Below are 26,432 nucleotides of genomic sequence, written 5' to 3' on the forward strand. Positions count from 1 at the left end.
CGACCCGCCCGCCGACCCGCGCCGCGCTCCCCCGCGACGCCGCTGCTCCCTCCGGTCCCCGCCCGCTGGACGACCGTCGACCGCCGGGGGCGCCGCGTCGTGCTCGCCGGCGTCGTCACGCACGAGGACGGCGGCCGCGTCGCCTTCGAGCACGTCCACCCGGAGCGCGGTGTGTGGCACGTCTGGGTCGCCCGCGGGGCCGTCGCGCGCGACGCGCCCTGACGGACCGGACGTCAGGCCTGGTGCAGGGCCTCCCCCGCGATCTCGAGGCCGATCTTCTTGCCGACGAGGAACCCGCCCGTCTCGAGCAGCACGTTCCACACGAGACCGAAGCTCTCGCGGTCGATCTCGCCCGCGGCGTGGAAGCCGAAGATGTCGCGGCCGTAGGGGTCGCGGCGCGCGCCGCCGTACTGCATCGACAGCACGGTCCGGTGCGTGACGCCGCGGACGGTGAGCAGTCCCTCGACGAGGAACCGCCCGGCCTGCGCCGTCCGGGGCTGCACCCGCTCCGGCGCGAGCTCGGCGCGCTCGGGCGAACGGTTCCGCAGTCGCGCCCACGCGAGGATCTGGTCCTGCTGCTCGCCCTGCCACGTGACCGCGGTGCTGCGGAACTCGATCGTCGGGTACGCGTCGACGTCGAGGAAGTCGGCGCTGCGTAGGTGCGCGTCGCGCTCCTCGTGGTGCGTCGTGAGGCTCGCGGTCTCGATCGTCGCGGACACCGCCGAGGCGAGCGGGTCCTCGCCGACGAGGATCGTGGCGCGCGCCCGGGTGAACTCGCCCCGGACGGGCGAGACCATCATGTGCATCCCGGTGAACCCGATGCGCTTGTGCGCCTCGTCGAGGGTGTAGGTGCCGGCCTCGGGAACGGTGAGGCCGTTCCACTGCCGGACAGGGCGTGCCGTCGTCATCCGTCGCTCCCACGCGTCGTCGAGCCGCGACGTCGGTGTCCGCCCGGTACTTGGTCAGGTGTCCAGGACAGCATCCCCGATGAGTGAGTGAAGTTTCAACCAGATGCCGGGTGATCTCCCCCGCCCGCGGTGCCCACGCAGGCGTCGCCCGCGGACGCACGAGCGCCGCCCGACCGGAGGGGTCGGGCGGCGCTGCGGGTCGGTGCGGGCGGGTCCGCGACGCGCCGGGTGGTCGCGGCCACGCCGCGGGACGTCAGCGGCTCGGCAGCTCTCCCGGCATCGGGTCGTCCGCGCCCCAGCGCGTGACCCGCAGGCGCCGCGCGTCGGGGCCGGGCAGGGAGGACCCGCGGCCCAGGGCCTCCTCGGCCGCGGCGCGCAACGACGCCGGGGAGTCGTGCGTCACGCGCACGAACGCCCCCGAGAACGCGTCGAGCTCGCCGCGCGCGATCGCGACGACCATCTCGACCGTGCGCTCCACCGGGGTCCACTCGGTGCGGCCCTCGTGCATGACCATCGACGCCGTCATGTCGGTCTGGACGACGCCCGGCGAGACCTCGAAGGTCCGCAGGCCGCGCGCGAACCCGGACCGGTGCAGGTTCGCGCCGAGCCGCAGGAGCGCGGTCTTGCTCGCGTTGTACGCGCTCGCGCCGTCCATGTCGTGCGAGCCCGCGCCGCTGTTCAGGTCGACGACGCGACCCCCGCCGCGCGCGAGCATCCCCGGGACGACGGCGCGCGCGAGGAGGAACGGCCCGCGCACGTTGGTCTCGACGACCGACCACCACTCGTCGGGGTCCGCCTCCCAGAGCGGCACCTCGGCGTCGACGCGCCCCGCGTTGTTGACGAGCAGGTCGACGCTCCCGAGCGCGTCCTGTGCCGCGCCCACGGCCGCCGCGACCGCCGCGGCGTCCGTGACGTCCGCCGTGACCACGACCGCGCGCCCCGCACCGCCGACGGTCAGGGCGCCGATCTCGTCGGCCACGCCCGCGAGCCGGTCGGCGTCGCGCGCGAGGAGCGCGACGTCGAGACCGGCGGCGGCGAGGCCGACCGCGATCGCGCGACCGATGCCACGCGACGCGCCGGTGACGAGCGCCGTCCGGGCGGGCGCGACGGCACCCGCCGCGTGCACGCTCACGCCCGCAGCTCCGCGCCCACGCGCTCGCGCGCGGCCGTCACGGCACCCTCGCGGACGCGCGCGACGTCGTCCGCGGTGAGCGTGCGGTCGGCCGCGCGCAGCCGCAGCGAGAACGCCAGCGACTTGCGCCCGGCACCGACCTGCTCGCCGGTGAAGACGTCGAACAGCGCGACGTCCTCGACCAGGTCCCCGGCGCCGTCGACGATCGCGTCGCGCAACGCCTGGGCGGTCACGCCGGCGTCCACCACGAACGCGAGGTCCTCCTTGGCGGCCGGGAAGCCCGAGACGGGCGTCGCCTGCACGGGCGCGTCCGACGAACCGGCGACGACCGCGGACAGGTCGACCTCGAACGCCACCGCGCGCGCGGGCAGGCCGAGGTTCTCGAGCACCTTGGGGTGCAGCTCGCCCGCGTGCCCGACCACGGTCCCGTCCGCGAGCTCCAGGCGCGCGCAGCGGCCCGGGTGGAACGGGGCGCGCGCGGTGTCGGCCACCACGGACACGTCCGCACCCACGTGCAGGCCGGCGCGCTCCACCACGAGCCGGGCCGCCGCCAGCGCGTCGGTCCAGTCCGCGGCGCGGCCGGCTCCCCACCAGCCGGCGCGCTCGCGGCGGCCGACGAGGACGCCCGCCACGTGGCGCGGCTGCGCCGGGAGCGACGCGTCGATCGCGGCGAGCCGGTCGTCGGACGGCCGGACGCCGCCCGGCAGCGCGGGCGCCGCAGGAGCACCCGCGCGCGGGTGCGTCACCAGACCCACCTCGAACAGCGCGACGTCGCCCAGCCCGCGGCCGACGTTGCGGCGCGCCGTCTCGAGCAGCGTGCTGAGGAGGTCGGTGCGCATCAGCGGCCGGTCGTCGGCGAGCGGGTTGAGCAGGCGCAGCGCCCGGCGGCGCTCGTCGTCCGCGGGCAGGCGCAGCGCGTCGAGCTCCGCGTCCCCGACGAACGGGTAGCTCAGCGTCTCGACGAAGCCGTCCTCCGCGAGCGCCCGGGCGACCGAGCGCCGCACGCGCTGCTCGCGCGTGAGCCCGCGACCGCCGGGCGCGGCCGGCAGCAGGGACGGGATCTCGTCGTACCCGACGAGACGCGCGACCTCTTCCACGAGCTCGGAGGGCTCGGTGAGGTCGGGTCGCCACGACGGCGGGGTCACCACGAGCACGCCGGTGGCGTCCGCGTCGTCCGCCTCGACCGTGCACCCGATCGCGCCGAGCGTCCCGACGACCTGCTCCAGCGTGTACGGCACGCCGACGAGGCGCTCGGCCTCGCCGACCGGGAGGCGGATCGCGGCGGGGGCGACGACCCGGTCGAGGTCGCCCACCGCCGGGTCGGCCGTGCCGCCGCCGAGCCGGACGAGGAGGTCGACCACACGCTGCGCCGCGACCGCGGGCAGCAGCGGGTCGACGCCGCGCTCGAACCGCTTCGCGGCCTCGCTCGACAGCTTGTGGCGGCGCGACGTGCGCGCGACCGTCACCTGGTCGAAGTGCGCGGCCTCGACCAGCACGGCCGTCGTCGTCGGGCCGACCTCGGAGGACGCCCCGCCCATGACCCCGGCGAGCCCGAGCACGCGCGAGCCGCGCACGTCTCCAGGGCTGTCCGTGATGAGCAGGTCCTCGGGGTCGAGGGCGCGGTCCACGTCGTCGAGGGTCACCAGGCGCTCGCCCGGCGCGGCGCGACGCACGACGATCGGCGCCGCGACCTGCTCGAGGTCGTACGCGTGCAGCGGCTGCCCGAGGTCGAGCATCACGTAGTTCGTCACGTCGACCGCGAGCGAGATCGGCCGCATGCCGGACGCCGTGAGGCGGCGCTGCATCCACGCGGGGGTCTGCGCCGCGGGGTCGATCCCCCGCACGACGCGCGTGACGAAGCGGTCGCACCCCACGACGCCGTGGATCGGCGCCGCGTCGTCCACCTCGACGGGGAAGCCGTCGGGCGTCGCCGCGGGCGGGGGCGTGGGCAGGGAGCCGGGCAGGCCCGGGTCCGTGAAGCGCGCCCCCGTCGAGTGCGAGAACTCGCGCGCGACGCCGCGGTAGGAGAACGCGTACCCGCGGTCGGGCGTCACGTTGATCTCGAGCACCTCGTCGCCGAGGCCGAGCAGCGCGACCGCGTCCTGCCCCGGGGTCAGGTCCTCGGCCGCGTAGCCGAGCCGCGGCAGCACGATGATGCCGTCGTGGTCCTCGCCGAGCCCGAGCTCGCGCTGCGAGCAGATCATGCCGTCGGACACGTGCCCGTAGGTCTTGCGGCTCGCGATGGGGAACGGACCGGGCAGGACGGAGCCCGGCAGCGCGACGACGACGAGGTCGCCCGGCGCGAAGTTGTGCGCCCCGCACACGATCCCCCGCGCACCGCCCGCCGGGACGTCGGCGGGGTCGACGCCCGTGATCTCGGCGGCGTTGTGCTCCGGTCCGACGTCGACCAGGCACCAGTTGATCGTCTTGCCGTTCTTCTGCGGCTCGGGCGTCATCGCGAGGACGCGCCCGACGACGAGGGGACCCGTCACGGCGGCGCCGTGGATCGCCTCCTCCTCCAGGCCGACCCGGACGAGGTCGGCGGCGAGCCGCTCGGCGGTGAGCCCCTCAGGCAGGTCGACGTGGTCGCCCAGCCAGTCGATGGCGACGTAGGGCATCAGATCTCCGTTCCGAACTGGGCGGAGAAGCGCACGTCGCCCTCCACCATGTCGTGCATGTCCGCGATCCCGTGGCGCAGCATGAGCGTGCGCTCGATGCCCATGCCGAACGCGAAGCCCGAGTAGACGTCGGGGTCGACCCCGACGGACCGCAGCACGTTCGGGTTGACCATGCCGCAGCCGCCCCACTCGATCCAGCCGGGCCCGCCCTTCTTCTGCGGGAACCACAGGTCCATCTCGGCGCTCGGCTCGGTGAACGGGAAGTAGCTCGGCCGCAGGCGCGTGCGCGCCTCGGGGCCGAACATGGCGCGCGCGAACGCGTCCAGCGTCCCCAGCAGGTTCGCCATCGTCAGGCCCTCGTCGATCGCCAGTCCCTCGACCTGGTGGAAGACGGGCGTGTGGGTGGCGTCGAGCGCGTCGGTGCGGAACGTCTTGCCCGGGCACGCGACGTACAGCGGCACACCGCGCTCCAGGAGCGAGCGCGCCTGCACGGGCGACGTGTGCGTGCGCAGCACGAGGTTCGACGGGGCGTACGGACCGTCCGGTCCCTCGTCCAGCCCCGCCACGTAGAACGTGTCCTGCATCTGCCGCGCCGGGTGGTCGACGCCGAAGTTCAGGGCGTCGAAGTTGAACCACTCCGCCTCGACCTCGGGGCCCTCGGCGATCTCCCAGCCGAGCCCGACGAAGAAGTCGGCGACGCGCTCCTGCAGCGTCTCCAGGGGGTGGCGCGCGCCGGCGGGCACGCGGTCGACCGGGAGCGTGACGTCCACCGCCTCCTCGACGAGCACGCGCTCGTCGCGCTCGGCCTCGAGCTCGGCCTGGCGCGCGGCGAGCGCCTGGTTCACGCGGCCGCGGAGCGGGCCGAGGAGCTTGCCGGCGGTCTTCTTGTCCGCGGGCGCGAGCGAGCCGATCTGGCGGTTCGCGAGCGCGAGCGCGCTGCGGTCGCCCGTGTGCTCGGTGCGCACGAGCTTGAGCGCGTCGAGGTCGCCGGCCCCGGCGATCGCGGCGAGGGCGGCGTCGAGCGCGCGCTGGAGCGCGTCGGCGTCGAGCGGAGAGGGTGCGGTCGGGGTGTCCGGGCCGCCGTCCCCCGTGACGGGGGTGACGACGTCGGCGTCAGGGCTGGACATGCGTGCCTTCCTGGCGAGGGCGGGACTGCGGGAGCGGGCGACGACCAGGTCAGGAACCTCGATGGTGGCCTGGACGGGTGCCGCCTCGCGGGGCGCGACGCACGCGGCGCGCGCAGGCGCGCGCTGGTGCGCGCGTCGCGGTCATTCTAGGGCGCCCGTCCGGGCCCGGTCCGTCCCGCCTCAGGCGGGAGGTGTGCACGCGTCAGTCGCGCGGGCCCGTGACGGGCCCGGGAAATCGACGACCACCGTGCATGTTCATGGCCGCCATCCTCGCACAGCCGTCGTGCGCGCGCCGGGCCGTGCCCGTGCGGGGCTCTCGTCGCCCTCCCCGCGACGCGGTCGTCAGCCGCGCGCGGCCACCCCCGCCAGCGGGAAGGTCTCGACCGTGCGGTACACCCGCCGGCCCGACGTGTCACCCGGCAGGTCGCCGGACGTCGACTCGAGCAGCAGGAGCTCGTGCGCGGTCCAGTCGGGGCCCGCGTAGACGGACAGCGCCGCGGCCGGACCGGCGAGCGGGTCACCGGCGGCGAGGTCCGCGAGGCCTCCCCCCGAGCGCCGCGCGTGCGCGCGACGTCGAGCCTGCCGGGCCCCGGCGGCGGCGCGCGCCACGGTGAGGTGGGCGCGCTGCCGCGGTCGCCGGTCGACGCCGACGCCGACCTCGCGGGCCGCCTCGGCCACGGCCACGCTCAGGCCGGGGAGCGCGTCCGCGTCGAGCCCCCCGACGCCGACCCACAGCACACGCCGGTCGAAGACCCCCGCACCGCGCAGGCGCAGCGACGGCGGCGGCGTCTCGTGCGCCACCGGCGCGAGCGCGGCAGCGAGGTCGGGCACCGCCCCGTCCGGGACCGACCCGAAGAACGAGACGGTCACGTGCCACATCTCGGGCGGGGTCCAGCGCACCAGCGGGGCGCCGTCGGGCCGGCGCGCCTCCTGGGCCTGCGCGCCCGAGAGCGCGAGCGCGAGATGGTCGAGCGCGGCGGTGCTCGGGCGGAGCGCGGCGAACAGGCTCACGCGCCGGCCCCTCCCGCCGCGGCCGGACGCCGGGCAGGCCGGTGCGCCCGGCTCGAGGCGTAGAGGCACACCGTCGCGGCGGTCGCGAGGTTGAGCGACTCGGCGAGCCCACGGATCGGGACGCGCACGACCGCGTCGGCGAGCTCCCGGTCCCGCTCGGGCAGGCCCCAGGCCTCGTTCCCGAAGACCCAGGCGGTCGGGGCCGCGAGGTCGACGCGCCGCTGTCCGTCGTCGAGCGCCCCCGCGCCCGCGGGCCCGGCCACGTCGAGGAGGTCGTCCAGATCCAGGTCGCCCGCGCCGTCGGCGGCGAGCACCGTGAGCCCGGCATCGCGCAGCGCGGCCACCGCGTCCGCGAGGCTCACGCCCGTGACGACGGGAAGGTGGAACAACGATCCCGCGGTCGAGCGGACGACCTTGGGGTTGTGCACGTCCACGCTCTCGCCCGCGAGCACGACCGCGTCCGCGCCGGCCGCGTCGGCGGCCCGGATCACGGTCCCGGCGTTCCCCGGGTCGCGCACCGTCGCCAGCACCGCGACGAGGGCGGGCCGCTCGCGGCCGGGCCCGGCGAGCGTGGCCACGACGTCCCCGAGCGTCGGCTCGTGCGCGCGGACGACGGCGAGCACGCCCTGCGCGTCGGCGCTCATCGCGGTCAGCACCTCGGCCGTCGCGACGTGGACGTGCAGGCCCGCCGCGCGGGCGTCCCCGACGATCTCGGGGTAGCGCTCGCCCGCCGTCGGCGTCACGTAGACGTCGCGGACCCGGTCGGGCGCGAGCCGCACGGCCTCGCGCACGCCCTGGGGGCCCTCCACGAGGAGCTGTCCGTGCCGCGAACGCGCCGGACGCCCGGCCAGCGCTCGGACCGCCTTGACCCGGTCGCTGCGAGGGTTCGTCAGCGTGGGGTCGAGCGGACCGGGCGCCGACCGGGCGTCCGGGGCCGACGCGCGGCCTGGTGAGGTGCTGGTCAGGCTGCGGCCTTCGGCGCGTTGACGTCCTCGGGGAGCGCGTCCTTCGCGACCTGGACCAGCGCGTTGAACGCGGCCACGTCGTTGACCGCGAGCTCGGCGAGCAGGCGACGGTCGACCTCGACACCCGCGGCCTTGAGGCCCTGGATGAGGCGGTTGTACGTCAGGCCCTGCGCGCGCGACGCCGCGTTGATGCGCTGGATCCACAGCTTGCGGAAGTCGCCCTTGCGCGCCTTGCGGTCACGGTAGGAGTAGACGAGGGAGTGGGTGACCTGCTCCTTCGCCTTGCGGTAGAGGCGCGAGCGCTGGCCGCGGTAGCCGCTGGCGCGCTCGAGGGTCGTACGGCGCTTCTTCTGGGCGTTGACCGCCCGCTTCACGCGTGCCACGTGATGCTCCTTGCAGTTCGGGGCTCAGGGGTGAGCCGGTCGGTGGCGGATCCCGCCACCTGCCGGGTCACTTGCCGAGCAGCTTCTTGATGGTCTTGACGTCGGCGGGCGAGACCACCTGGTCCTGGGCGAGGCGGCGCTTGCGCTTGGTGGCCTTGTGCTCGAGCAGGTGTCGAGCGTTGGCCTGCTCGCGCATGACCTTGCCGGTACCCGTGATGCGGAAGCGCTTCTTGGCACCCGAGTGCGTCTTGTTCTTCGGCATGACTGCCGTCTCTCCTTGTGTCCGGTCAGCCGCCTCGCGGCGGCCGACGTGTTCGGGTCCTGGCCGGTGGGCCCGGACCCCGAGCAGGGTCGGTCTGTGCTGCCGGCCGTCAGCCGGCCTTGCCTCGCGGTGCCGGCTTGGGCGCCGGGCGCGGGGCGCTCGGCTTGGGCGCGGCAGGCTTGGGGGCCGCCGGCTTGGCGCCGGACGCCGGCGCGGACGGCGCCGCCGGTGCCGGACGGGGGGTGGCCGGGCGCGGCGCCGCGGGCTTCGAGTCCGCAGCCGGTCGGGCAGCGGGACGCGGTGCCGCGGCCGGACGCGGCGCGGGCGCCGATCGCGGTGCGGCGGCCTTCGGCGCGGGAGCGGCCTTCGGCGCGGGCGCCTCGGCGGCCGCAGCCTCGGCGGGGGCAGCCGCCTCGGCCGGGGCCGGAGCGGTCTCGACCGCAGGGGCCTCGGTGCTCTCGGTGACCGCGACGGCCTCGGGCGCGTCGAGGTCGCCGGGCTCCGCGCCGTCGCCGGTCCGCGCCGCGGCGCGCTGGGCGGACTTCGTCAGCCGGGGCTCGGCCTCCTGCGCCCGCTTGCGCTGCTCGCTCTTGGCGTCGGCCTTCTTCTTCACCGGGCCGAGCACCATGGTCATGTTGCGGCCGTCCTGCTTCGGCATCGACTCCACGAAACCGAGCTCCGCGACGTCGTCCGCGAGGCGCTGGAGCAGGCGGACGCCCATCTCGGGGCGCGACTGCTCACGGCCACGGAACATGATCATGACCTTGACCTTGTCGCCCGCGGCGAGGAAGCGCTCGACGTGGCCCTTCTTGGTGCCGTAGTCGTGCGGGTCGATCTTCAGGCGGAAGCGGATCTCCTTGAGGACCGTGTTCGCCTGGTTGCGCCGCGCCTCACGCGCCTTCATGTCGGACTCGTACTTGAACTTGCCGAAGTCCATGAGCTTGGCGACGGGGGGCCGGGCGTCCGGGGCGACCTCGACGAGGTCGAGGTCCGCGTCCTGGGCAAGGCTCAGGGCAACCTCGGTGCGGACGACGCCGACCTGCTCCCCGCCGGGACCGATGAGTCGGACCTCGGGGACGCGGATCCGATCGTTGATGCGAGGCTCGCTGATGTGATGCTCCTAGGAAGTCGTCGGTAGACCACCCGGGACGAAGAAGGCCTCCGTCCCTGAGCGCAGGGCGGAGGCCATCAGGTCGGGACGTCGCACCGGGCGACGACCACGTCGGAACGCCCCCGAAGGGTGCGTCCCGGACCAGGACCCGGCCTCTGTCGCGACGTTCGTCGGCGGTCGAGACCCGGGTGGGATGAGATCCACTTGCGCACTCGCACCCCTCCCGTCGCCCGGAAGCCGGACGAGGAGACGCGCACGAGTCGGTCAGCCATCAAGGATAGCAGAGGGCGGGCCGGATGTTCGCACCCGCCCGACGGCGATCTCCTGATCGCCTCCATCATTGGAACTCTTCCAGTTTACGTGGTTAGAGTGGTGCCATGACGACAGGACCGACGCCCGGCGCGGGGACGACCCTCGACGACGGGCCACGACGCGCCCGCCACGAGGGCGAGCTCCGGGAGCACGGCTTGCGCGTCACCGCGGCCCGGTTGGCCGTGCTCGACGCGGTCGAGCTCCAGCAGCACGCCGACGCCGACGACGTCCTGCGCGCCGCGCGCGCGTCGCTCGGCTCCGTCTCGGTCCAGGCGGTCTACGACGTCCTGCACACGCTCACCGACAAGGGCCTGGTCCGCCGGATCGAGCCCGCGGGCCATCCTGCGCGGTACGAGCGCCGCCTCGACGACAACCACCACCACGTCGTGTGCCGGGGCTGCGGCGCCGTCGCCGACGTGGACTGCACCGTCGGTCACGCCCCCTGCCTGACGCCGAGCAGCACGTCGGGGTTCCGGATCGACACCGCCGAGGTGACGTTCTGGGGCCTCTGCCCCGACTGCGCGGACTGACCGCCCCCGCCCGCTCCCCGTGCCTCGTGCACCCGGAGCGCGCCCGTTTTCTCACGAAGATCCCGGTATGAGAACGCCAGACGGGCCGCGACCGCGGCCCACGGAAGGAGACCCATGACCGCCCCCTTCACCACCACGAACGCCGGCGCGCCCGTCGCGTCGGACGCCCACGCCCAGACCGTCGGTGCCGACGGGCCGATCGTCCTGCACGACCACTACCTCGTCGAGAAGCTGGCCCAGTTCAACCGCGAGCGCGTCCCGGAGCGCGTCGTGCACGCCAAGGGCGGCGGTGCCTTCGGGACGTTCACGGTGACGAACGACGTCAGCGCGTACACGCGCGCGGCGCTCTTCCAGCCCGGCACGACCACCGAGATGCTCGCGCGCTTCTCCTCCGTCGCGGGCGAGCAGGGCTCCCCCGACACGTGGCGCGACCCCCGCGGCTTCGCGCTGAAGTTCTACACGACCGAGGGCAACTACGACCTCGTCGGCAACAACACGCCCGTGTTCTTCCTGCGCGACGGCATCAAGTTCCCCGACTTCATCCGGTCGCAGAAGCGCCTGCCGGGCTCGAACCTGCGCGACAACGACATGCAGTGGGACTTCTGGTCGCTCTCCCCCGAGTCGGCGCACCAGGTGACCTGGCTCATGGGCGACCGCGGCCTCCCGTCGAGCTGGCGCCACATGGACGGGTTCGGCTCGCACACCTACCAGTGGATCAACGCGGCGGGCGAGCGGTTCTGGGTCAAGTACCACTTCAAGACCCAGCAGGGCATCAAGAACCTCACCGCTGACGAGGCCTCGCAGCTCGCCGGGTCGGACTCGGACCACCACATCCGCGACCTGTACGAGCACATCGAGGCGGGCGACTTCCCGCGCTGGACGCTCTCGGTCCAGATCATGCCGTACGAGGACGCCAAGACCTACCGGTTCAACCCGTTCGACCTCACGAAGGTGTGGCCGCACGCCGACTACCCGCTGGTCGAGGTGGGCGTCATGGAGCTGAACCGCAACCCGGAGAACTACTTCGCGCAGATCGAGCAGGCGACGTTCGCGCCGAGCAACTTCGTCCCCGGCATCGCGACGAGCCCGGACAAGATGCTGCTCGCGCGCATCTTCTCCTACGCCGACGCCCACCGGTACCGCGTGGGCACGAACCACGCCCAGCTCCCGGTGAACGCGCCGCACGCCGCGGCCGAGGGCGGTCACTCGTACGCGAAGGACGGGTCGATGCGCTACTCGTTCTCGTCGGCGACCACGCCGGTGTACGCGCCGAACAGCCGGGGCGGCGCGCACGCCGACCCGGCCCGCGCGGCGGAGTCCGCCGGCTGGGAGGCCGACGGCGAGCTCACGCGCAGCGCCGCGACGCTGCACCCGGAGGACGACGACTTCGGCCAGGCGGGCACGCTCTACCGCGAGGTCTTCGACGACGCGGCACGCGCGCGCTTCCTCGAGACGATCACGGGGCACGTCGGCGCCGTGCGCAGCGAGGACATCCGCGAGCGCGCCGTGCAGTACTGGACGTACGTCGACGCGAACCTGGGTCGCGACCTGCGCGCGGCCCTCGCCGCCGCGGACGCCCCGCTCGAGGGCGGCCAGCCCGGGACGGCCGCGGAGCCGGTCCGCGTCTGACCCCGTCGTGGCCGCCCTGCGGGGCGGTCGCACCCCGTCGGCCGTCGCCCCTCGCCGGGGCGGCGGCCGACGTCGTCCCCGGCTCGGGGCGCGTCGGCCGCCCGTCCCGCGCACCGGGCCACCACGCCCGCCGCCGGATGGAAAGATGGTCGCCATGAGTACCGAGAACGCCGCCGTGCCCGACCCCGCCACCGACGCGGTGCGCGACATCGCCGACGTCGCCGCCGTGGAGGTCATCACGTCCGCGGCCGTCCACCTCATGAGCGCCGCGGCCGTCAAGTGCGGCCTGGCCGAGGACGCGCAGGAGCAGGGCCACCTCGACCTCGACGAGGCGCGCAAGCTCATCAACGCGCTCGCCGCGCTCGTCACGGCGAGCGCTCCGGACATCGGCAACCAGCACGCCCGCTCGCTCCGCGACGGGCTGCGCTCGCTCCAGCTCGCGTTCCGCGAGGCGTCGGTCTACCCCGACGCCCCGGGCGAGGGCCCGGGCGAGAAGTACACGGGCGCCGTGAGTTGAGCACGCCCCCGGTGCCCCCGCCGCACGGCGGGTCCCACGAGCCGCCGCCGTCGCCGACCCGACCGGAGAGCGTCCCGCGGGGGACGACGCCCCCCGTGGACCCGGGCGCGCGCGCCTCGGCCGGTGGACCGCCGTCGTTCGCCCCGGCCTCCGCGGCGCGGGGCACGGCCTCGGGCACCGCGCCCGGCACCGTCGGCGCGGGCGCGGTCCCGGGAGCCACCGTCCCCCGGAGCGTCGGCGCTCCGGGCACCGGCGCACCCGGACCGGAGGGGGTGCCGTCCGCCGGTGACGCGACCGCGCCAGCGCGCCGCCGCCGCGGTGCGGTGGTCGCCATCGTGGTGCTGTCCCTCCTCCTCGCGGCCGCCCTGGGGGTGGGCGCCTACCTGTGGGTCACCACGACGCGGTGGCAGGAGTCGAGCGCGGACTGGGAGAGCGAGGCCCGCGGCCTGGGCGAGGACGTCGCCCGGCTCCAGACCGAGCTCGACGGCGCGAACGCCGAGCTCGACTCCGCGCGCACCCAGCTCACGGCCGCGCAGGACCGCATCAGCGACCTCGCCAACGAGAAGGCACAGCTCGGCGACGAGAACGAGGCGTCGCAGCAGTACCTCGACTACCAGAGCCGGGTCTCGGAGGCGGCCGGCAAGGTCGCGGCCGCGCTCGGCCAGTGCACGACGGCGCAGACGCAGCTCATCGGCTACCTCAACAACCGCGACGCGTACGACCCCGCGGACCTGGAGCGCTTCGCCGACCAGGTCGACCTGCTGTGCCAGGAGGCCACGGACGCGAACTCCCAGCTCCAGCAGGAGCTCGCCGGATGACCCGGCGCCGACCCGGGCCGTCCGCCCGGGGCGACGCCGGGCGCTCCGTCCGCCGGCGTGTCGTCGGGTCCCTCGTCTCGGCGTCCCTGCTCGCCGGCTCGCTGGCGGCCTGCGGCGTCCTGCCGGAGCTCCCCGAGCCCGTGCCGGACTCGGTCGTTCCGTCGCTCGTCGCGCCCGACGACCCGGCGGGGTCGGAGAACCTTTCGGCGGACGGCTTCGACGCGGTCCGGCGCATGGCCGTGCGCATCCGCAACGTGCGCTGCGACGGGCTGTCGACCGGCTCGGGGTTCGCCGTCGACTCCCGGACGCTCATCACCAACAAGCACGTGGTCGACTCGTCACGCTCGCTGCAGCTCCTCACCTACGACGGCCGCGACATCGCGGCCCAGACCGCGAGCGTGGCCGGTCTCGCGGACCTCGCGATCGTCCGGACGGCGGAGGACCTCCCGTCGGCCCCCACCCTCGCGGCGGCCGACCCGGCGCCGGGCGACCCGGTGACGGTCGTGGGCTACCCCGAGGGCGGTCGGCTCACGGTGACGCAGGGCTCCGTCATCGGGACGACGACGGACCCGTTGCACGAGAACCTCGGCGAGGTGCTCGTCACCGACGCCCCGGTCGAGCCGGGGAGCTCCGGCTCCGCGGCGCTCAACGACGCCGGCGAGGTCATCGGCGTCGTCTACGCGAAGACGTCGACCGACAAGTCGCTGCTCGTCCCGGTGAGCACGCTGCAGACGATGCTCGGCGACGAGTCGGCGTTCACCGTCCTCCCGGAATGCGACGCCTGACCGCCCGTGCGGGAGCGCGTCGGTGCGGTGCGGCGGGCCGGTACGACCCGCCGCGCCGCACCCCGCGCGCACCCGGGACCGCAGGTCTACCCTTCCTGCCATGAGCACACACGCGAGCTCGGACACGTCCCCGGTCGACCCGGCGCACATCACCCACGCGGCACGCGACACGCTCACCGTGCGTCGCGTCTTCGGAGAGTCCTACGAGCGCGACGGCACGCTCGTCATCCCCGTCGCGACCGTCTGGGGCGGCACCGGCTCGGGCTGGGGCTCCGGCGCGGGAGAGCTGTCCGGCAAGGGCGCGGCCGACTGGCGTCGCCGCATCGGGGCCGCGTCCGCGCCGGCGGAGGGCGAGGAGGCCGCGACGCCGAGCACGGGCGCGTCGTCCGACCCCGGGTCCGGCAACGCCGGCGGCGAGGCGGGCGGCGAGGGCTCCGGAGGCGGGGGCGGCTTCGGGGTCCGCGTCGTCGCCAAGGGGGTCTACGTCGTCGACGACGCGGGCGTGCGCTGGCAGCCCGCGCTGGACCTCAACCGCGTGATCCTCGGCGGGCAGGCGCTCGGGGCGGTCGTCGCGTTCTCGGCCGCGCTCGCGTGGGGCCTGAGCCGCCTGCGCCGTCGCTGACCCGGGACGGTCAGTCCGCCCGGCCGACCCGCAGCTCGAGGCCGTCGACGCGCTCGGACACGACGGCGTCGTTCGCCAGGGCGGCGTTGACCTGACCGAGCACCGCGTCGAGGCCCGCCCGGTCCAGCCCGGCGTCGATGCGCAGCACGACGGCGACCTCCGCGCGCCGCCCCGGCTCCGCCCACGCCCGCGCGACGTGCGGGATCCCGGCGAGCGCGCCCTGGACCGCCGCGAGCACCTCGGGGTCCACCGCGCCGTCGACGACGGTCGGCGACCAGTCCTTGCCCTGGGCGAGCGCCCACACGGCCGGCCGGGGCACGAGCGCCGTCACGGGGCCGCCCGGGTCGAGGACGAGCAGCGACCAGTCCTCGCTCACGGCGGACAGCGCCGCGCGGCGGGCGTCCACGGGGACGGGGCGAGCGCTCGCGCGCCACGCCGCCATCGTCGCCACGGACGTGAACACCGGGAGCGCGCGGCGACCGTCCGGCGCCTCGATCGCGACGACGCCCGCCGATGCCTCCTTGTCGACGGTGTGCCCGTGCTCGCCCTCGCCCGCGCTCTCGAGCTCGGCCAGGATCGGGATGAGGACGCGCGTCTCGCCGAGCCGCGCGACGACCTCGGCCAACGAGCCCGAGCCCGCGGCGTAGGCGTCGAGGAGCGCGGCCAGCGCCGGGTCCGCCGAGCCGTCGTCGCCCGCGAAGCCGGAGGACGGCGGCAGCGCCTTCCCTGCGGAGCCCGTCGTCACGGCCGACCCGCGACGTCGAGCGCCTGGGGCAGCGTGAACGCGCCCGCGTAGAGGGCCTTCCCCACGATCGCCCCCTCGACGCCCGCGGGGACGAGCGCGCGCAGCGCCTCGAGGTCGGCGAGGCTGGAGATGCCGCCCGACGCGACGACCGGCGCCTCGGTGCGCGCCGCGACGTCGCGCAGGAGGTCGAGGTTGGGGCCGCGCAGCGTGCCGTCCTTGGTCACGTCCGTGACGACGTAGCGCGCGCACCCGGCGGCCTCGAGGCGGTCGAGGACCTCCCAGAGGTCGCCGCCCTCCTGGGTCCACCCGCGCGCCGCGAGCGTCGTGCCGCGCACGTCGAGGCCGACGGCGATCGCGTCGCCGTGCTCCGCGATGACCTTCGCCGTCCACTCGGGGTTCTCGAGCGCCGCGGTGCCGAGGTTGACGCGGCGCGCTCCGGTGGCGAGCGCGCGCTCGAGCGACGCGTCGTCGCGGATCCCGCCGGAGAGCTCGACCTGGACGTCGAGACGCGCGACGACGTCGGCGAGCAGCTCCGCGTTGGAGCCGCGGCCGAACGCGGCGTCGAGGTCCACGAGGTGGATCCACTCGGCACCGCCCGACTGCCAGTCGAGCGCGGCGGCGAGCGGGTCGCCGTACGAGGTCTCGGAGCCGGCCTCGCCCTGGACGAGGCGGACGGCCTGGCCGTCGGCGACGTCGACGGCGGGGAGCAGCACGAGGCGGTCGGTCACGGGGTTCTCCATCGGTGTCGGCGGCGCGTCGCTGTCGCGCCGGGTGGTGCGCGCCGGGCGAGGTGCACCCGGCGCGCGGTCGGTCAGAGCGAGCGGACCCAGTTCTCGAGCAGGGTCGCGCCCGCGTCGCCGGACTTCTCGGGGTGGAACTGCGTGGCGGACAGCGGCCCGTTCTCCACGGCGGCGACGAACCTCCCGCCGTGGTCGGACCACGTGACGAGCGGTCGCCGGATCGGCGAGTCGGCGGGCAGGTCCTGGCCAGTCGTGAACGACCGGGCGGCGTAGGAGTGGACGAAGTAGAAGCGCTCGTCCTCGACGCCGCGGAACAGCACGCTGCCCGCGGGCACGTCGACCGTGTCCCATCCCATGTGGGGCACGACCTCCGCCTCGAGCCGGTCGACGAGACCGGCCCACTCCCCCAGCCCGTCGGTCAGGGTGCCGTGCTCGTCGCCCCGGTCGAACATGACCTGCATGCCCACGCAGATGCCGAGCACGGGGCGCCCGCCGGCGAGCCGCCGTCCGACGATCTCGTCGCCGCGGACGCCGCGCAGGCCCGCCATGACCGCGGCGAACGCGCCGACGCCGGGGACGACGAGCCCGTCGGCGTCCTGGGCCGCGGCACGGTCCGCGGTGAGCTCGACGTCCGCGCCGACGCGCTCGAGCGCACGCACGGCCGAGCGGACGTTGCCGAACCCGTAGTCGAGGACGACGACGGACGGGCGCCGCACGCCCGACGCCTCACCGACGACCGGCTCGCTCATGCGCCGCTCCTCCGGGCCCGGCGCGCGGCGGACGTGAGCAGCCGCATCGCCTTCCAGCGCGAGATCGACGAGCTCGCGACGACGCCGGCCTGGTCGGCGAGCGTCGTCGTGCCGGTGAGCAGGTCCTCGAGCGCCTCGGGCGCGCCGCCGAGCACGAGGCCCGGCGCGAGCTGGTCGCCCGGGGCGCCGTCGGTCCAGCGCGTCATCGTGAGCTGTTCGCCGCTGCGCGCCACGAGCACGAGCGGCACGCCCTTGACCAGGGTGGTCAGCGCGGCGGCGGCGTGCGCGGGCGCGTCGCCGGCCGTGTCGCGGAGCACCGCGACGGCGCCCACGTCGGTCGGCACGACGTCGGCCTCGACCTGGGCGAGCGAGCACGCCGCGGCGAGCGGCTCGGCCCCGGCGATCTGCGTGATGAGCGCGACGAGGTCGGGCGCCGCGGAAGGACCCGTGAGGGACGAGAGGTCGTCCGGGATCTCGACGCCGTCGAGCGCGTCGTCGTCGTGCGTGCTCACAGGGCCCCCTTGGTGGACGGGACGCCCTCGACGCGCGGGTCGGGAGCGACCGCGGCGCGCAGCGCGCGGGCGAGGGCCTTGAACTGCGCCTCGACGATGTGGTGCGGGTCGCGACCGGCGAGGACGCGCACGTGGATGCAGATGCCCGCGTGGTGCGCGATCGACTCGAGCACGTGGCGCGTGAGCGACCCCGTGAAGTGCCCGCCGATGAGGTGGTACTCCTGGCCCTCCGGCTCGCCCGAGTGGACGAGGTACGGGCGTCCGGACACGTCCACGACGGCGAGCGCGAGCGCCTCGTCGAGGGGAACGGTGGCGTCGCCGAAGCGGCCGATGCCGGCCTTGTCCCCGAGCGCGACGCGCAGCGCCTCGCCGATCGTGATCGCCACGTCCTCGACGGTGTGGTGCGCGTCGATGTGCGTGTCGCCCGTCGCGACGACCTTGAGGTCGATGAGCGAGTGCTTGCCCAGCGCCGTGAGCATGTGGTCGTAGAACGGGACGGTCGTCGAGATCTCCGTCCGTCCCGTGCCGTCGAGGTCGAGCTCGACGAGCACGCTCGACTCGGACGTCGCGCGCTCGATGCGCGCGGTGCGCTTCACAGTCCTGCCACCTCCACGAGGGCCTGTCGGAAGGCCCGCATCTCCTCGCCGGTGCCGATCGACACCCGCAGCCAGCCGTCGGGACCAGTCTCCCGGATGAGCACGCCCCGCTCCAACAGGCCCGCCCAGACCGCGTGCCGGTCGTCGAACGTGCCGAAGAGGACGAAGTTCGCGTCGGACTCCGCGACCGCGAGCGCGCGCCCGTCCGGGTGCCGCAGCGAGCGCAGCCACGCGACGGTCTCGTCGCGCCGCTCGCGCAGCGCCGAGACCTGCGCGAGCAGCTCCGCCGAGTGCGACAGGGCCGCGCGCGCGACCGCCTGGGTCACGGCGGACAGGTGGTACGGGAGCCGGACCACGCGCAGCGCGTCGACGAGCTCGCGCGACGCCGCGAGGTAGCCCACGCGGGCGCCCGCGAGCGCGAACGCCTTGGACATCGTGCGCGTCACGGCGAGGTTCGGGTACCGGTCGAGCAGCTCGAGCGCGGAGGGCGTGCCGGCGCGGCGGAACTCGCCGTACGCCTCGTCGACGACGACGACGGCCGGCGCCTCGCGCCCGTCGGCGAGCGGCACGCGGACCGCGAGCGCCGCCTCGCACACCGCCTCGACGGTCGCCGCGGGCAGCGCGGTCCCGGTCGGGTTGTTGGGGCTCGCGAGCAGGACGACGGACGGCTGCTCGCGCGCGACCACCTCGCGCGCGTGCTCCGGATCGAGCGTGAAGTCCTCGGCGCGGCGCCCGACGACCCACGCCGTGTGGGTGTCGCGCGCGTACTCCGGGTACATCGAGTACGTGGGCGCGAACGACACCGCGGTGCGGCCCGGGCCGCCGAACGCCTGCAGCACGTGGAGCATGATCTCGTTCGACCCGTTGGCCGCCCAGAGCTGCTCGGCGCCCAGCGCGACGCCGGACTCCGCGCCCAGGTACGCCGCGAGGTCGGCGCGCAGCCCGAGGAAGTCGCGGTCGGGGTAGCGGTTGAGGCCCGCGGCGGCGTCGCGCACGGCCTGCGTGATCGTCGCGACGACTGCCTCGCTCGGCGCGTGCGGGTTCTCGTTGACGTTGAGCAGGACCGGGACGTCGAGCTGCGGCGCGCCGTACGGCTCGACGCCGGCGAGCTCGGGGCGCAGCGGGAGCAGGGGCCGTCCCGCGACGGAGGGTGGGGTCACCCGGACAGTCTACGAACCGCGTGCGCACCGACGTCCGTGACGTCCGGCACGCGGGCAGCGGCGCTGGTCGTAGCCGGGCTCGCGCCGACCTCGCGCCCGGCGCGCGGTCGCCGGCCGCCACGTCATGCGGACGTGACCTCGCCGCCGTCGACCGTCACGGGCACCTCGGGCAGGGACGCGGGTGCCGGCCCGCCGAGCACGGCGCCGGTCGCGAGGTCGTAGCGGGACGCGTGGCACGGGCACAGGAGCTCGCCGTCCCCGGGCGCGACCGTGCAGCCCTGGTGGGTGCAGATCGCGCTGAAGGCCGCGAACGTCCCGTCCTCGGGCTGCGTGACGAGGAGCGGGGCGCCCGCGACGGTGACCGCGAGCGCCCCGCCGACCGGGACGTCGTCGGTGCTGGCGAGCGCCTGTCCGGGCTCGACGACGGCCTCGCCCCCGCCGGAGCCGTCGTCGCCGCTCGTCGCCCCGTCCTGCGTCCCCGACGGCTCGCCGCCGCACGCGGCGAGGAGGGCGAGCGCGGCGCCCGCGCCGGACCCGGCGAGGACGACGCGCCGCGTCGGCGTCGCCGCGTGGGGGACACGCGGCCGCGGGGCCGAACCCCGGTCCGGGCCACGGGCCGGAGCCCTCGTGCTCCGGTCGGGTCCGGCGCCGTGCGCGGCGTCTGCGCGGTGCGGTGCGTCCATGTCCGGCCTCCCTGCACGGTGCCTGCACGGCGGACCCCTCGACCCGCCCCGGCCGCCCGGCGCGCGCGACGACGTCGGCGGCGGTTCCATTGAAGCACCGGGGCGCGCGGGCCCGCGCCCCGACCGCCCACGAGCGGAGGAGACGACGATGTCCGTGACCACGGGGCCGCCCACGCCGCCCGTCCGGGAGGGCCGCGCGCTCGGCGCGTGGGTCCTGCGCGGCCTGACCGCCGCCGGGCTGCTGCTCTCGGCCGACGTCCACCTCGCCCTGTTCGTCGAGGGGTACCGCGACATCGACGTGGTCGGTCCGCTCTTCGCGCTCAACGCGGTCGCGGGGCTCGTCCTCGGCCTCCTCGTCCTCGTGTGGCGGCACTGGCTCCCGCTCCTCGGCGCGGTCGGGTTCGGGGCGCTCACCCTCGCCGCGTTCTACCTGTCGACGACCGTGGGGTTCTTCGGCGTGAACGAGACGGTGGGCGGGACGCAGCAGGTGCTCGCCGCGGTGAGCGAGTGGGTCGTCGTGGTGGCGGGGACTCTCGCCCTCGTCGTGGAGAGGCGAAGGTCACGAGCCGCACGGCCCTGAGTCGTCGATACCGCCGCTCACCGCGCCGGCCCTCCCCGGCGCGCGTAGCGTCGAGGACGAGGCAGGACCGCCGGCACGGTCCGGCCGCCACTCTCCCCGAGCAACCGAGGTGATCGTCATGCCCACCATGCGTGCCGCCGTCGTCCACTCCTTCACGGACCCGCTGCGCGTCGACGAGGTCGAGGTCCCCACCCCCGGACCGCACGAGGCCCTCGTCAAGGTCGACTACACCGGCGTGTGCCACACGGACCTGCACGCCGCGCACGGCGACTGGCCGGTGAAGCCCTCGCCCCCGTTCGTGCCCGGACACGAGGGCGTCGGCACGGTCGTCGCGGTGGGCGACCAGGTGACCCGCGTCCGGGTCGGCGACACGGTCGGCAACGCCTGGCTCTGGAGCGCGTGCGGCGAGTGCGAGTACTGCGAGACGGGCTGGGAGACGCTGTGCCCGCACCAGAAGAACGGCGGCTACTCGGTCGACGGCTCGTTCGGCCAGTACATGCTCGTCGACTCGCGCTACTGCCCGGTGGTCCCGGACGGGGTCGACCTGTCCGCCGTGGGGCCGATCCTGTGCGCGGGCGTCACCGTCTACAAGGGCCTCAAGGTCACGGACACCCAGCCCGGCGAGTGGGTGCTGGTCTCCGGGATCGGCGGGCTCGGGCACATCGCGGTGCAGTACGCCGTCGCGATGGGCCGCCGCGTCGCCGCGGTGGACGTGGACGACGAGAAGCTCGCCCTCGCGCGCAAGCACGGCGCGGAGGTCACGGTCAACGCCGCGACGTCGCCCGACGCCGCGGCCGAGATCCAGGAGCAGACGGGCGGCGGCGTCCACGGCGCGCTGGTCACCGCCGTCAACGCGCACGCGTTCCCGCAGGCCGTGGGAGCGCTGCGCCGCGGCGGCACGGTCTCGCTCGTCGGGCTCCCGCCGGAGAAGTTCCCGCTCGACATCTTCACGACCGTCCTCTTCGGGCTGACCGTGCGCGGGTCGATCGTCGGGACGCGCAAGGACATGGCGGAGGCGCTCGACTTCTTCGCCCGCGGGAAGATCAGCCCGACGTACACGGTGCGCCCGCTCGACGACGTCAACGCGATCTTCTCCGAGATGGAGGAGGGCAGGATCGACGGTCGCGTGGTCATGGACATTCGCTCCTGACGTCCCACGCGCTCGGCTCCCGCGGCCCGCGACCCCGTCCCCGGGGTCCGCGGGCCGCGGCCTGTGCACGACGACCCGAGGGTCGGCAGGTGCGCCTACGATCGTGCGGGTGAGCCCCACCGACCCGTACGCCGACCTGCCCTTCGACCCGGCCGACGCGCCGCCGCTCGACGAGCCCGCCGACCCGTACGGCGACCCCTGGGCGGAGGCCGCGCCGTCGGGGCCCGGCCCGGACCCGGCGCCGGCGCCGCGCGTGGCGGTACCGGACGGCACCGACCTCCCGACCCGTGCGTCCTCCCCCGCGCCCGACGGCGGGGAGGCCGCCAAGCGGGCCAAGCTCGCCATGCTGCGGGGCCTGCTCGACGGCCAGTCGCTGCGCGAGGACGCCGAGACGGCGCTGCGCGCGCTCGTGGGGCGCGACGACGCGGCGCTGCGCGAGGACCAGTGGCGCGCGATCGAGGCGCTCGTGGCGTTCCGACGTCGTGCGCTCGTCGTGCAGCGCACCGGGTGGGGCAAGTCCGCGGTGTACTTCGTGGCCACGCGCCTGCTGCGCGACCGCGGCGCCGGGCCGACCGTCATCGTCTCCCCGCTGCTCGCGCTCATGCGCGACCAGATCTCGGCCGCGGCGCGGGCGGGCATCAAGGCCGTCACCATCAACTCCGCCAACGTCACCGAGTGGGACGACGTGCACCGGGCCATCGCCGCCGGCGAGGTCGACGTGCTGCTCTGCTCGCCCGAGCGGCTCAACAACCCGGGCTTCCGCGACGAGGTGCTCCCCCGGCTCGCGGCCGACGCCGGCCTCGTCGTCATCGACGAGGCGCACTGCATCTCGGACTGGGGCCACGACTTCCGGCCCGACTACCGCCGCATCCGCACGCTCCTCGCCGACCTGCCGCCCGGCATCCCCGTGCTCGCGACGACGGCGACGGCGAACGCGCGCGTGACGGCGGACGTCGCCGAGCAGCTCGGCGTGACCGCGGCGCACGCGTCCGGCGCGGCCGCCGGTGCCGGCGAGGCGGGCCACGAGGACGTGCTCGTCCTGCGCGGCGGGCTGGACCGCGAGTCGCTGCACCTCGCCGTCCTGCGCCTGCCCGACCAGCCCACGCGCGTCGCGTGGCTCGTCGAGGCGCTGCAGGACGTCGACGGGTCGGGCATCGTCTACTGCCTCACCGTCTCCGCGGCCGAGCAGGTCGCGAGCCAGCTCCGCGCGGCGGGGCTCGCCGTCGCCTCGTACACGGGCCAGACCGACCCGGCCGAGCGCGAGCGCCTGGAGGAGGACCTCAAGGAGAACCGGGTCAAGGCGCTCGTGGCGACCTCGGCGCTCGGGATGGGCTTCGACAAGCCCGACCTCGCGTTCGTCGTCCACCTCGGTGCGCCGAGCTCGCCCATCGCCTACTACCAGCAGGTCGGGCGTGCGGGCCGCGGCGTGGACTCCGCCGTCGTCGTGCTGCTGCCCGGCGAGGAGGACCGGCGCATCTGGGAGTGGTTCGCCTCGACCGCGTTCCCGCCGCAGTCCCAGGTCCGCGCGACGCTCGACGCCCTGAGCACGGGAGGGACCCAGTCGGTCGCGCAGCTCGAGACGCAGGTCGACCTCAAGCGCTCGCGCCTCGAGGGCATGCTCAAGGTGCTCGACGTCGACGGCGCCGTCCGGCGCGTCAAGGGCGGCTGGGAGGCCACGGGGCGGCCGTGGACGTACGACGCGGAGCGGTACGAGCGCGTCGACGCCACGCGCACCGCCGAGCAGCAGGCGATGCTCGACTACGAGGCGACCGACGGGTGCCGCATGGCGTTCCTGCGTGCCGCGCTCGACGACCCGGAGCTCGAGGACGGGTGGCGCTGCGGGCGCTGCGACACGTGCGGCGGCGTGACGCTGCCCGCGCTCCCGGACGCCGAGGCCGTCGCCGCCGCGCGCGCCGACATGGACCGCCCGGGGGTGGAGGTCGTGGCACGTCGCCAGTGGCCGAGCGGCATGGACCGCCTGGGCCTCGACCTGCGCGGTCGCCTCGGCGCGGACGAGCTCGCGGAGACCGGGCGGGCCGTCGCGCGGCTCGACGGGCTCGGCTGGTCGGCGCCGCTGCGCGAGCTCTTCGCCCCCGGGACGCTCGACGGCGACACGCCCGTCGCGCTCCGGCGCGCGGCCGCGCGGGTGCTCGACGACTGGGCGGAGCTCTACGAGGCCGCCGCTGCGCCGGAGGCGGAGACCGGGCCCGGCGAGGGCGCCGAACCCGGCACCACGGCTCCCGCTGGACGCCGGCTCCTCGTGGACGGCGTCGTCGCGGTCCGCTCGGCGACGCGACCGCGGCTCACGTTCCACCTCGCGAACGGGCTCGCGAGCTACCTCGGCAAGCCGCTCATCGGCGCCGTCGGGCCGGTCCCGGGCCGCGAGGAGCCGGGCCGGCACGACGTGAACTCCGCGACCCGGCTCGCGGGGGTCGCCGGCCGCCTGCAGCTCGAGCTGTCGGACGCCGCGCGGGCGGGGCTCGCCGGTCGCCGCGTGCTCCTCGTCGACGACTACACCGAGTCGGGCTGGACCCTCACCGTCGCGGCGCGCCTGCTGCGCCAGGCGGGCGGCACCGCCGTGCACCCCTTCGTCCTCGGGGTCCGCTGACGGCCCCGCGAGCGCATCACCACCGCAGGCGCAGCTCCGTGTACGTCGTGTCGACGAAGCCGAGCCCGCGGTACAGGGACTCGCCGTCGGGCGTGGCGTGCAGGGAGACCGAGTCCGCCCCGTTCGCGCGAGCCCAGTCGAGGGCCGCGACGACGCACGCACGCGCGTAGCCCTGGCCCCTCGCCCCGGGCACGGTGCAGACGTTCGACACGTGCGCCGTCGTGCCGTGCGGGTTCCGCGCGGACGGCACCGACCGGTGCAGCTCGACGAGGGCGCACGCCGCGACCTGGTCGGGCGCGTCGACGACGAAGGCGACGACGTCCTCCGAGCCGAGCCTGCGGGCGAACCACTCCCTCGCCCGGCGCTGCCAGGCGCCGTCCTCGGCGTCCGACTCCCCCATCGCGCGCATGAGGTGCACGCGCAGGGCGACGAGGTCGTCGGCATCGCGCGGGACCGCGCGCCGCACCGGCACGCGGTGCTCGCGCGCGGCCGTCACAGGAACCGCGCCCGCACCGCCTCGCCGTGGGCCGGGAGGTCCTCGTCGTTCGCGACGGCGACGATCCGGTCCGCCAGCTCCTCCAGAGCGTCACGGTCGTACTCGACGACCTGGACCGCCTTGACGTAGCTGTGCACCCCGAGGCCGCTCGAGAAGTGCGCGCAGCCGCCGGTCGGCAGCACGTGGTTGGACCCGGCCATGTAGTCGCCGAGCGAGACGGGCGACCAGGGGCCGACGAAGATCGCACCCGCGCTCGTGACCCGCTCGGCCAGCGCTGCCGCGCCGTCCGCCTGGATCTCGAGGTGCTCCGCGCCGTAGGCGTCGACCACCTGCAGACCGTGCTCGAGGTCGTCGACGAGCACGATCGCGGACTGCGGACCGGCGAGCGCCTGCGCGACGCGCGCCGCGTGCTTCGTCGCCGTCACGAGGTCCGCGAGGCGCGCCTCGACCGCGGCGGCCAGCTCGACGGACGGCGTGACGAGGACGGCCGCCGCGAGCGGGTCGTGCTCGGCCTGGCTGATGAGGTCGGCCGCGACGTGGCCCGGGTCGGCGGTGCCGTCCGCGAGGATCGCGATCTCGGTGGGGCCCGCCTCCGCGTCGATGCCGACGACGCCGCGCACGAGCCGCTTGGCCGCGGCCACGAACACGTTGCCGGGGCCTGTCACGACGTCGACCGGCTCGCACAGCACGTCCCCGTCCTGCGGCTCGCTGCCTGCGGCGCCGTAGGCGAACATCGCGACCGCCTGCGCACCACCCACCGCGTAGACCTCGTCGACCCCGAGCAGCGCGCAGGCCGCGAGGATCGTCGGGTGCGGCAGGCCGCCGTTCTCCTTCTGGGGCGGCGACGCGACCGCGAGGCTGCGGACGCCCGCCTCCTGCGCCGCGACGACGTTCATCACCACCGACGACGGGTAGACCGCGAGGCCGCCGGGAGCGTAGAGCCCGACGCGCCGCACCGGCACCCAGCGCTGGCGGACCTGCGCCCCGGGCGCGATCTCGACCGTGAAGTCCTGCGGGCGCTGCGCGGCGTGCACGAGCCGCACACGACGGATCGCCTCCTCCAGGCCTGACCGGACGTCGAGGTCGAGGCCCGCGAGCGCGTCGGCGAGCGCGTCGGCCGGGACGCGCAGGTGCTCGGGGCGCACGCCGTCGAACCGCTCGGCGTACTCGCGCAGCGCGTCCGCGCCGCGCTCCCGGACCGCCTCGATGATCGGGGCGACCCGATGCGCCGCGTCCTCGACGCCGAGCGCTGCGCGCGGCAGGGTCTCGACGAGCTCGCGGGCGGACAGGGAACGTCCTCGAAGATCGATGCGGGTGATCATGGGGTCGAGTCTAGGAGCCCGCGCGCCGCCGCGACGAGGCGTTTCGTCCACCGGTCGTCCGGTGCCGGCCTCGTCGCCACGGGGTCGTGGCGGTGCCCGCGGGCGGGGACAATGGATCCATGAGCTCCCCCGACGACGCCCGCCCGGTCGAGATCTCCGACGACGTGATCCGCCTCGGCCAGTTCCTCAAGCTCGCCGGCCTCGCCGAGTCCGGCGCCGAGGCGCGCGAGCTCGTCACGGAGGGCGAGGTCCGCGTCAACGGGGAGGTCGACACGCGCCGCGGCCGCCAGCTCCACCGTGGCGACGTCGTCTCGGTCGACCACCCCCAGGGGACCGAGAGCGCGATCGTCGCCTGAGCGAC

At 75.6% G+C, this 26,432-nt stretch carries 29 protein-coding genes; 11 read left to right on the top strand and 18 right to left on the bottom strand.

What is annotated here, in order from left to right; genetic code table 11:
- On the top strand, positions 1 to 222 hold a 222-nt coding region (locus ABWU78_RS02790; protein ID WP_439157496.1), incomplete at its 5' end, for a hypothetical protein.
- 11 nt (positions 223 to 233) lie between these two features.
- Here the strand turns inward: ABWU78_RS02790 and ABWU78_RS02795 are convergent.
- The 9 genes from ABWU78_RS02795 to infC all read right to left on the bottom strand — a co-directional run bounded on the left by ABWU78_RS02795 (position 234) and on the right by infC (position 9,517).
- On the bottom strand, positions 234 to 908 hold the full coding sequence (locus ABWU78_RS02795) for a YceI family protein (protein ID WP_253051402.1): 675 nt from the start codon (positions 906 to 908) through the stop codon (positions 234 to 236).
- 253 nt (positions 909 to 1,161) lie between these two features.
- Positions 1,162 to 2,040: an SDR family oxidoreductase gene (locus ABWU78_RS02800; protein ID WP_253051401.1), complete on the bottom strand. Its 879-nt coding sequence runs from the start codon at positions 2,038 to 2,040 to the stop codon at positions 1,162 to 1,164.
- The gene (gene pheT / locus ABWU78_RS02805; protein WP_439157497.1) at positions 2,037 to 4,658 is read right to left on the bottom strand and encodes a phenylalanine--tRNA ligase subunit beta; all 2,622 of its coding nucleotides are present in this window, start codon (positions 4,656 to 4,658) and stop codon (positions 2,037 to 2,039) included. The genes ABWU78_RS02800 and pheT overlap by 4 nt, the downstream gene beginning before the upstream one ends.
- Positions 4,658 to 5,785 (bottom strand): phenylalanine--tRNA ligase subunit alpha, encoded by a 1,128-nt coding sequence (pheS, locus tag ABWU78_RS02810; RefSeq protein ID WP_253051399.1) that lies wholly within the window; start codon positions 5,783 to 5,785, stop codon positions 4,658 to 4,660. Before pheS ends, pheT begins: the two co-directional genes overlap by 1 nt.
- A gap of 342 nt (positions 5,786 to 6,127) precedes the next feature.
- Positions 6,128 to 6,796, bottom strand: coding sequence for an RNA 2',3'-cyclic phosphodiesterase (thpR, locus tag ABWU78_RS02815; protein WP_439157498.1), 669 nt, complete (start codon positions 6,794 to 6,796; stop codon positions 6,128 to 6,130).
- Positions 6,793 to 7,689, bottom strand: a complete 897-nt coding sequence (locus ABWU78_RS02820) for a TrmH family RNA methyltransferase (protein WP_439157556.1) — start codon at positions 7,687 to 7,689, stop codon at positions 6,793 to 6,795. The genes thpR and ABWU78_RS02820 overlap by 4 nt, the downstream gene beginning before the upstream one ends.
- A gap of 68 nt (positions 7,690 to 7,757) precedes the next feature.
- Positions 7,758 to 8,144: a 50S ribosomal protein L20 gene (gene rplT, locus ABWU78_RS02825; protein ID WP_024840664.1), complete on the bottom strand. Its 387-nt coding sequence runs from the start codon at positions 8,142 to 8,144 to the stop codon at positions 7,758 to 7,760.
- A 67-nt stretch (positions 8,145 to 8,211) separates the two neighbouring features.
- A complete protein-coding gene (gene rpmI / locus ABWU78_RS02830) occupies positions 8,212 to 8,406 on the bottom strand; it encodes a 50S ribosomal protein L35 (protein WP_047233980.1) in 195 nt (64 codons plus the stop codon).
- 109 nt (positions 8,407 to 8,515) lie between these two features.
- Positions 8,516 to 9,517 (bottom strand): translation initiation factor IF-3, encoded by a 1,002-nt coding sequence (gene infC, locus ABWU78_RS02835; RefSeq protein ID WP_439157557.1) that lies wholly within the window; start codon positions 9,515 to 9,517, stop codon positions 8,516 to 8,518.
- Between the two features lie 377 nt (positions 9,518 to 9,894).
- Between infC and ABWU78_RS02840 the strand changes: the two genes are divergently transcribed.
- The 6 genes from ABWU78_RS02840 (at position 9,895) to ABWU78_RS02865 (ending at position 14,730) form a co-directional block, all read left to right on the top strand.
- Entirely contained in the window at positions 9,895 to 10,359 is a 465-nt protein-coding gene (locus ABWU78_RS02840; RefSeq protein WP_353709447.1) for a Fur family transcriptional regulator, read from the top strand.
- 114 nt (positions 10,360 to 10,473) lie between these two features.
- Positions 10,474 to 11,988 carry a catalase gene (locus tag ABWU78_RS02845; RefSeq protein WP_439157499.1) on the top strand — a complete coding sequence of 505 codons (1,515 nt, stop codon included), beginning with the start codon at positions 10,474 to 10,476 and terminating at the stop codon, positions 11,986 to 11,988.
- 145 nt (positions 11,989 to 12,133) lie between these two features.
- Positions 12,134 to 12,505, top strand: coding sequence for a DUF1844 domain-containing protein (locus ABWU78_RS02850; protein ID WP_374059024.1), 372 nt, complete (start codon positions 12,134 to 12,136; stop codon positions 12,503 to 12,505).
- A gap of 335 nt (positions 12,506 to 12,840) precedes the next feature.
- Positions 12,841 to 13,323 carry a hypothetical protein gene (locus ABWU78_RS02855; RefSeq protein WP_439157500.1) on the top strand — a complete coding sequence of 161 codons (483 nt, stop codon included), beginning with the start codon at positions 12,841 to 12,843 and terminating at the stop codon, positions 13,321 to 13,323.
- A complete protein-coding gene (locus ABWU78_RS02860; protein ID WP_253051394.1) occupies positions 13,320 to 14,108 on the top strand; it encodes a S1C family serine protease in 789 nt (262 codons plus the stop codon). Before ABWU78_RS02855 ends, ABWU78_RS02860 begins: the two co-directional genes overlap by 4 nt.
- A 100-nt stretch (positions 14,109 to 14,208) precedes the next feature.
- Positions 14,209 to 14,730, top strand: coding sequence for a hypothetical protein (locus ABWU78_RS02865; protein ID WP_253051393.1), 522 nt, complete (start codon positions 14,209 to 14,211; stop codon positions 14,728 to 14,730).
- A gap of 10 nt (positions 14,731 to 14,740) precedes the next feature.
- Here the strand turns inward: ABWU78_RS02865 and ABWU78_RS02870 are convergent, their stop codons facing one another.
- The 7 genes from ABWU78_RS02870 to ABWU78_RS02900 all read right to left on the bottom strand — a co-directional run bounded on the left by ABWU78_RS02870 (position 14,741) and on the right by ABWU78_RS02900 (position 19,915).
- Positions 14,741 to 15,475, bottom strand: coding sequence for an SseB family protein (locus ABWU78_RS02870; protein WP_353709450.1), 735 nt, complete (start codon positions 15,473 to 15,475; stop codon positions 14,741 to 14,743).
- Positions 15,472 to 16,203, bottom strand: coding sequence for a bifunctional 1-(5-phosphoribosyl)-5-((5-phosphoribosylamino)methylideneamino)imidazole-4-carboxamide isomerase/phosphoribosylanthranilate isomerase PriA (gene priA / locus ABWU78_RS02875; protein ID WP_374614627.1), 732 nt, complete (start codon positions 16,201 to 16,203; stop codon positions 15,472 to 15,474). Before priA ends, ABWU78_RS02870 begins: the two co-directional genes overlap by 4 nt.
- An 83-nt stretch (positions 16,204 to 16,286) precedes the next feature.
- Complete coding sequence (hisH, locus tag ABWU78_RS02880) at positions 16,287 to 16,964, bottom strand: imidazole glycerol phosphate synthase subunit HisH (RefSeq protein WP_253051390.1); 678 nt, start codon at positions 16,962 to 16,964, stop codon at positions 16,287 to 16,289.
- Positions 16,961 to 17,476 (bottom strand): hypothetical protein, encoded by a 516-nt coding sequence (locus tag ABWU78_RS02885; protein WP_353709451.1) that lies wholly within the window; start codon positions 17,474 to 17,476, stop codon positions 16,961 to 16,963. Before ABWU78_RS02885 ends, hisH begins: the two co-directional genes overlap by 4 nt.
- Positions 17,473 to 18,072, bottom strand: coding sequence for an imidazoleglycerol-phosphate dehydratase HisB (gene hisB / locus ABWU78_RS02890; protein WP_047233989.1), 600 nt, complete (start codon positions 18,070 to 18,072; stop codon positions 17,473 to 17,475). The genes ABWU78_RS02885 and hisB overlap by 4 nt, the downstream gene beginning before the upstream one ends.
- On the bottom strand, positions 18,069 to 19,232 hold the full coding sequence (locus ABWU78_RS02895; RefSeq protein WP_253051388.1) for a histidinol-phosphate transaminase: 1,164 nt from the start codon (positions 19,230 to 19,232) through the stop codon (positions 18,069 to 18,071). Before ABWU78_RS02895 ends, hisB begins: the two co-directional genes overlap by 4 nt.
- A 122-nt stretch (positions 19,233 to 19,354) precedes the next feature.
- Positions 19,355 to 19,915 (bottom strand): Rieske (2Fe-2S) protein, encoded by a 561-nt coding sequence (locus ABWU78_RS02900; protein ID WP_353709452.1) that lies wholly within the window; start codon positions 19,913 to 19,915, stop codon positions 19,355 to 19,357.
- 148 nt (positions 19,916 to 20,063) lie between these two features.
- Between ABWU78_RS02900 and ABWU78_RS02905 the strand changes: the two genes are divergently transcribed.
- The 3 genes from ABWU78_RS02905 (at position 20,064) to ABWU78_RS02915 (ending at position 24,253) form a co-directional block, all read left to right on the top strand.
- Positions 20,064 to 20,495, top strand: coding sequence for a hypothetical protein (locus ABWU78_RS02905; RefSeq protein ID WP_353709453.1), 432 nt, complete (start codon positions 20,064 to 20,066; stop codon positions 20,493 to 20,495).
- Between the two features lie 118 nt (positions 20,496 to 20,613).
- The gene (gene adhP, locus ABWU78_RS02910) at positions 20,614 to 21,645 is read left to right on the top strand and encodes an alcohol dehydrogenase AdhP (RefSeq protein ID WP_439157501.1); all 1,032 of its coding nucleotides are present in this window, start codon (positions 20,614 to 20,616) and stop codon (positions 21,643 to 21,645) included.
- A gap of 343 nt (positions 21,646 to 21,988) precedes the next feature.
- Positions 21,989 to 24,253: a RecQ family ATP-dependent DNA helicase gene (locus ABWU78_RS02915; protein WP_439157558.1), complete on the top strand. Its 2,265-nt coding sequence runs from the start codon at positions 21,989 to 21,991 to the stop codon at positions 24,251 to 24,253.
- Between the two features lie 16 nt (positions 24,254 to 24,269).
- On the opposite strand, the gene ABWU78_RS02920 is transcribed toward ABWU78_RS02915, so the two are convergent.
- Both ABWU78_RS02920 and hisD read right to left on the bottom strand, forming a co-directional pair.
- A complete protein-coding gene (locus ABWU78_RS02920; protein ID WP_353709455.1) occupies positions 24,270 to 24,749 on the bottom strand; it encodes a GNAT family N-acetyltransferase in 480 nt (159 codons plus the stop codon).
- Complete coding sequence (gene hisD / locus ABWU78_RS02925) at positions 24,746 to 26,071, bottom strand: histidinol dehydrogenase (protein ID WP_439157502.1); 1,326 nt, start codon at positions 26,069 to 26,071, stop codon at positions 24,746 to 24,748. The genes ABWU78_RS02920 and hisD overlap by 4 nt, the downstream gene beginning before the upstream one ends.
- A gap of 119 nt (positions 26,072 to 26,190) precedes the next feature.
- On the opposite strand from hisD, the gene ABWU78_RS02930 reads away from it, so the two are divergent.
- The gene (locus tag ABWU78_RS02930; RefSeq protein WP_253051382.1) at positions 26,191 to 26,427 is read left to right on the top strand and encodes an RNA-binding S4 domain-containing protein; all 237 of its coding nucleotides are present in this window, start codon (positions 26,191 to 26,193) and stop codon (positions 26,425 to 26,427) included.
- Positions 26,428 to 26,432 lie beyond the last annotated feature (5 nt).

Origin of the sequence: Cellulosimicrobium sp. CpK407 (assembly GCF_051844275.1) — a bacterium.
In the GTDB taxonomy this organism is placed as follows: Bacteria; Actinomycetota; Actinomycetes; order Actinomycetales; family Cellulomonadaceae; genus Cellulosimicrobium; species Cellulosimicrobium cellulans_G.

Bases quoted from the DNA above. Each gene is read 5' to 3' on its own strand.
- ABWU78_RS02905 (WP_353709453.1), top strand. From the start codon at position 20,064: ATGTCCGTGACCACGGGGCCGCCCACGCCGCCCGTCCGGGAGGGCCGC.
- ABWU78_RS02850 (WP_374059024.1), top strand. From the start codon at position 12,134: ATGGTCGCCATGAGTACCGAGAACGCCGCCGTGCCCGACCCCGCCACC.
- ABWU78_RS02915 (WP_439157558.1), top strand. From the start codon at position 21,989: ATGCTGCGGGGCCTGCTCGACGGCCAGTCGCTGCGCGAGGACGCCGAG.
- ABWU78_RS02845 (WP_439157499.1), top strand. From the start codon at position 10,474: ATGACCGCCCCCTTCACCACCACGAACGCCGGCGCGCCCGTCGCGTCG.
- pheT (WP_439157497.1), bottom strand. From the start codon at position 4,658: ATGCCCTACGTCGCCATCGACTGGCTGGGCGACCACGTCGACCTGCCT.
- pheS (WP_253051399.1), bottom strand. From the start codon at position 5,785: ATGTCCAGCCCTGACGCCGACGTCGTCACCCCCGTCACGGGGGACGGC.
- adhP (WP_439157501.1), top strand. From the start codon at position 20,614: ATGCCCACCATGCGTGCCGCCGTCGTCCACTCCTTCACGGACCCGCTG.
- ABWU78_RS02900 (WP_353709452.1), bottom strand. From the start codon at position 19,915: ATGGACGCACCGCACCGCGCAGACGCCGCGCACGGCGCCGGACCCGAC.
- hisD (WP_439157502.1), bottom strand. From the start codon at position 26,071: ATGATCACCCGCATCGATCTTCGAGGACGTTCCCTGTCCGCCCGCGAG.
- ABWU78_RS02930 (WP_253051382.1), top strand. From the start codon at position 26,191: ATGAGCTCCCCCGACGACGCCCGCCCGGTCGAGATCTCCGACGACGTG.
- rpmI (WP_047233980.1), bottom strand. From the start codon at position 8,406: ATGCCGAAGAACAAGACGCACTCGGGTGCCAAGAAGCGCTTCCGCATC.
- hisH (WP_253051390.1), bottom strand. From the start codon at position 16,964: ATGAGCGAGCCGGTCGTCGGTGAGGCGTCGGGCGTGCGGCGCCCGTCC.
- ABWU78_RS02840 (WP_353709447.1), top strand. From the start codon at position 9,895: ATGACGACAGGACCGACGCCCGGCGCGGGGACGACCCTCGACGACGGG.
- ABWU78_RS02860 (WP_253051394.1), top strand. From the start codon at position 13,320: ATGACCCGGCGCCGACCCGGGCCGTCCGCCCGGGGCGACGCCGGGCGC.
- ABWU78_RS02795 (WP_253051402.1), bottom strand. From the start codon at position 908: ATGACGACGGCACGCCCTGTCCGGCAGTGGAACGGCCTCACCGTTCCC.
- ABWU78_RS02865 (WP_253051393.1), top strand. From the start codon at position 14,209: ATGAGCACACACGCGAGCTCGGACACGTCCCCGGTCGACCCGGCGCAC.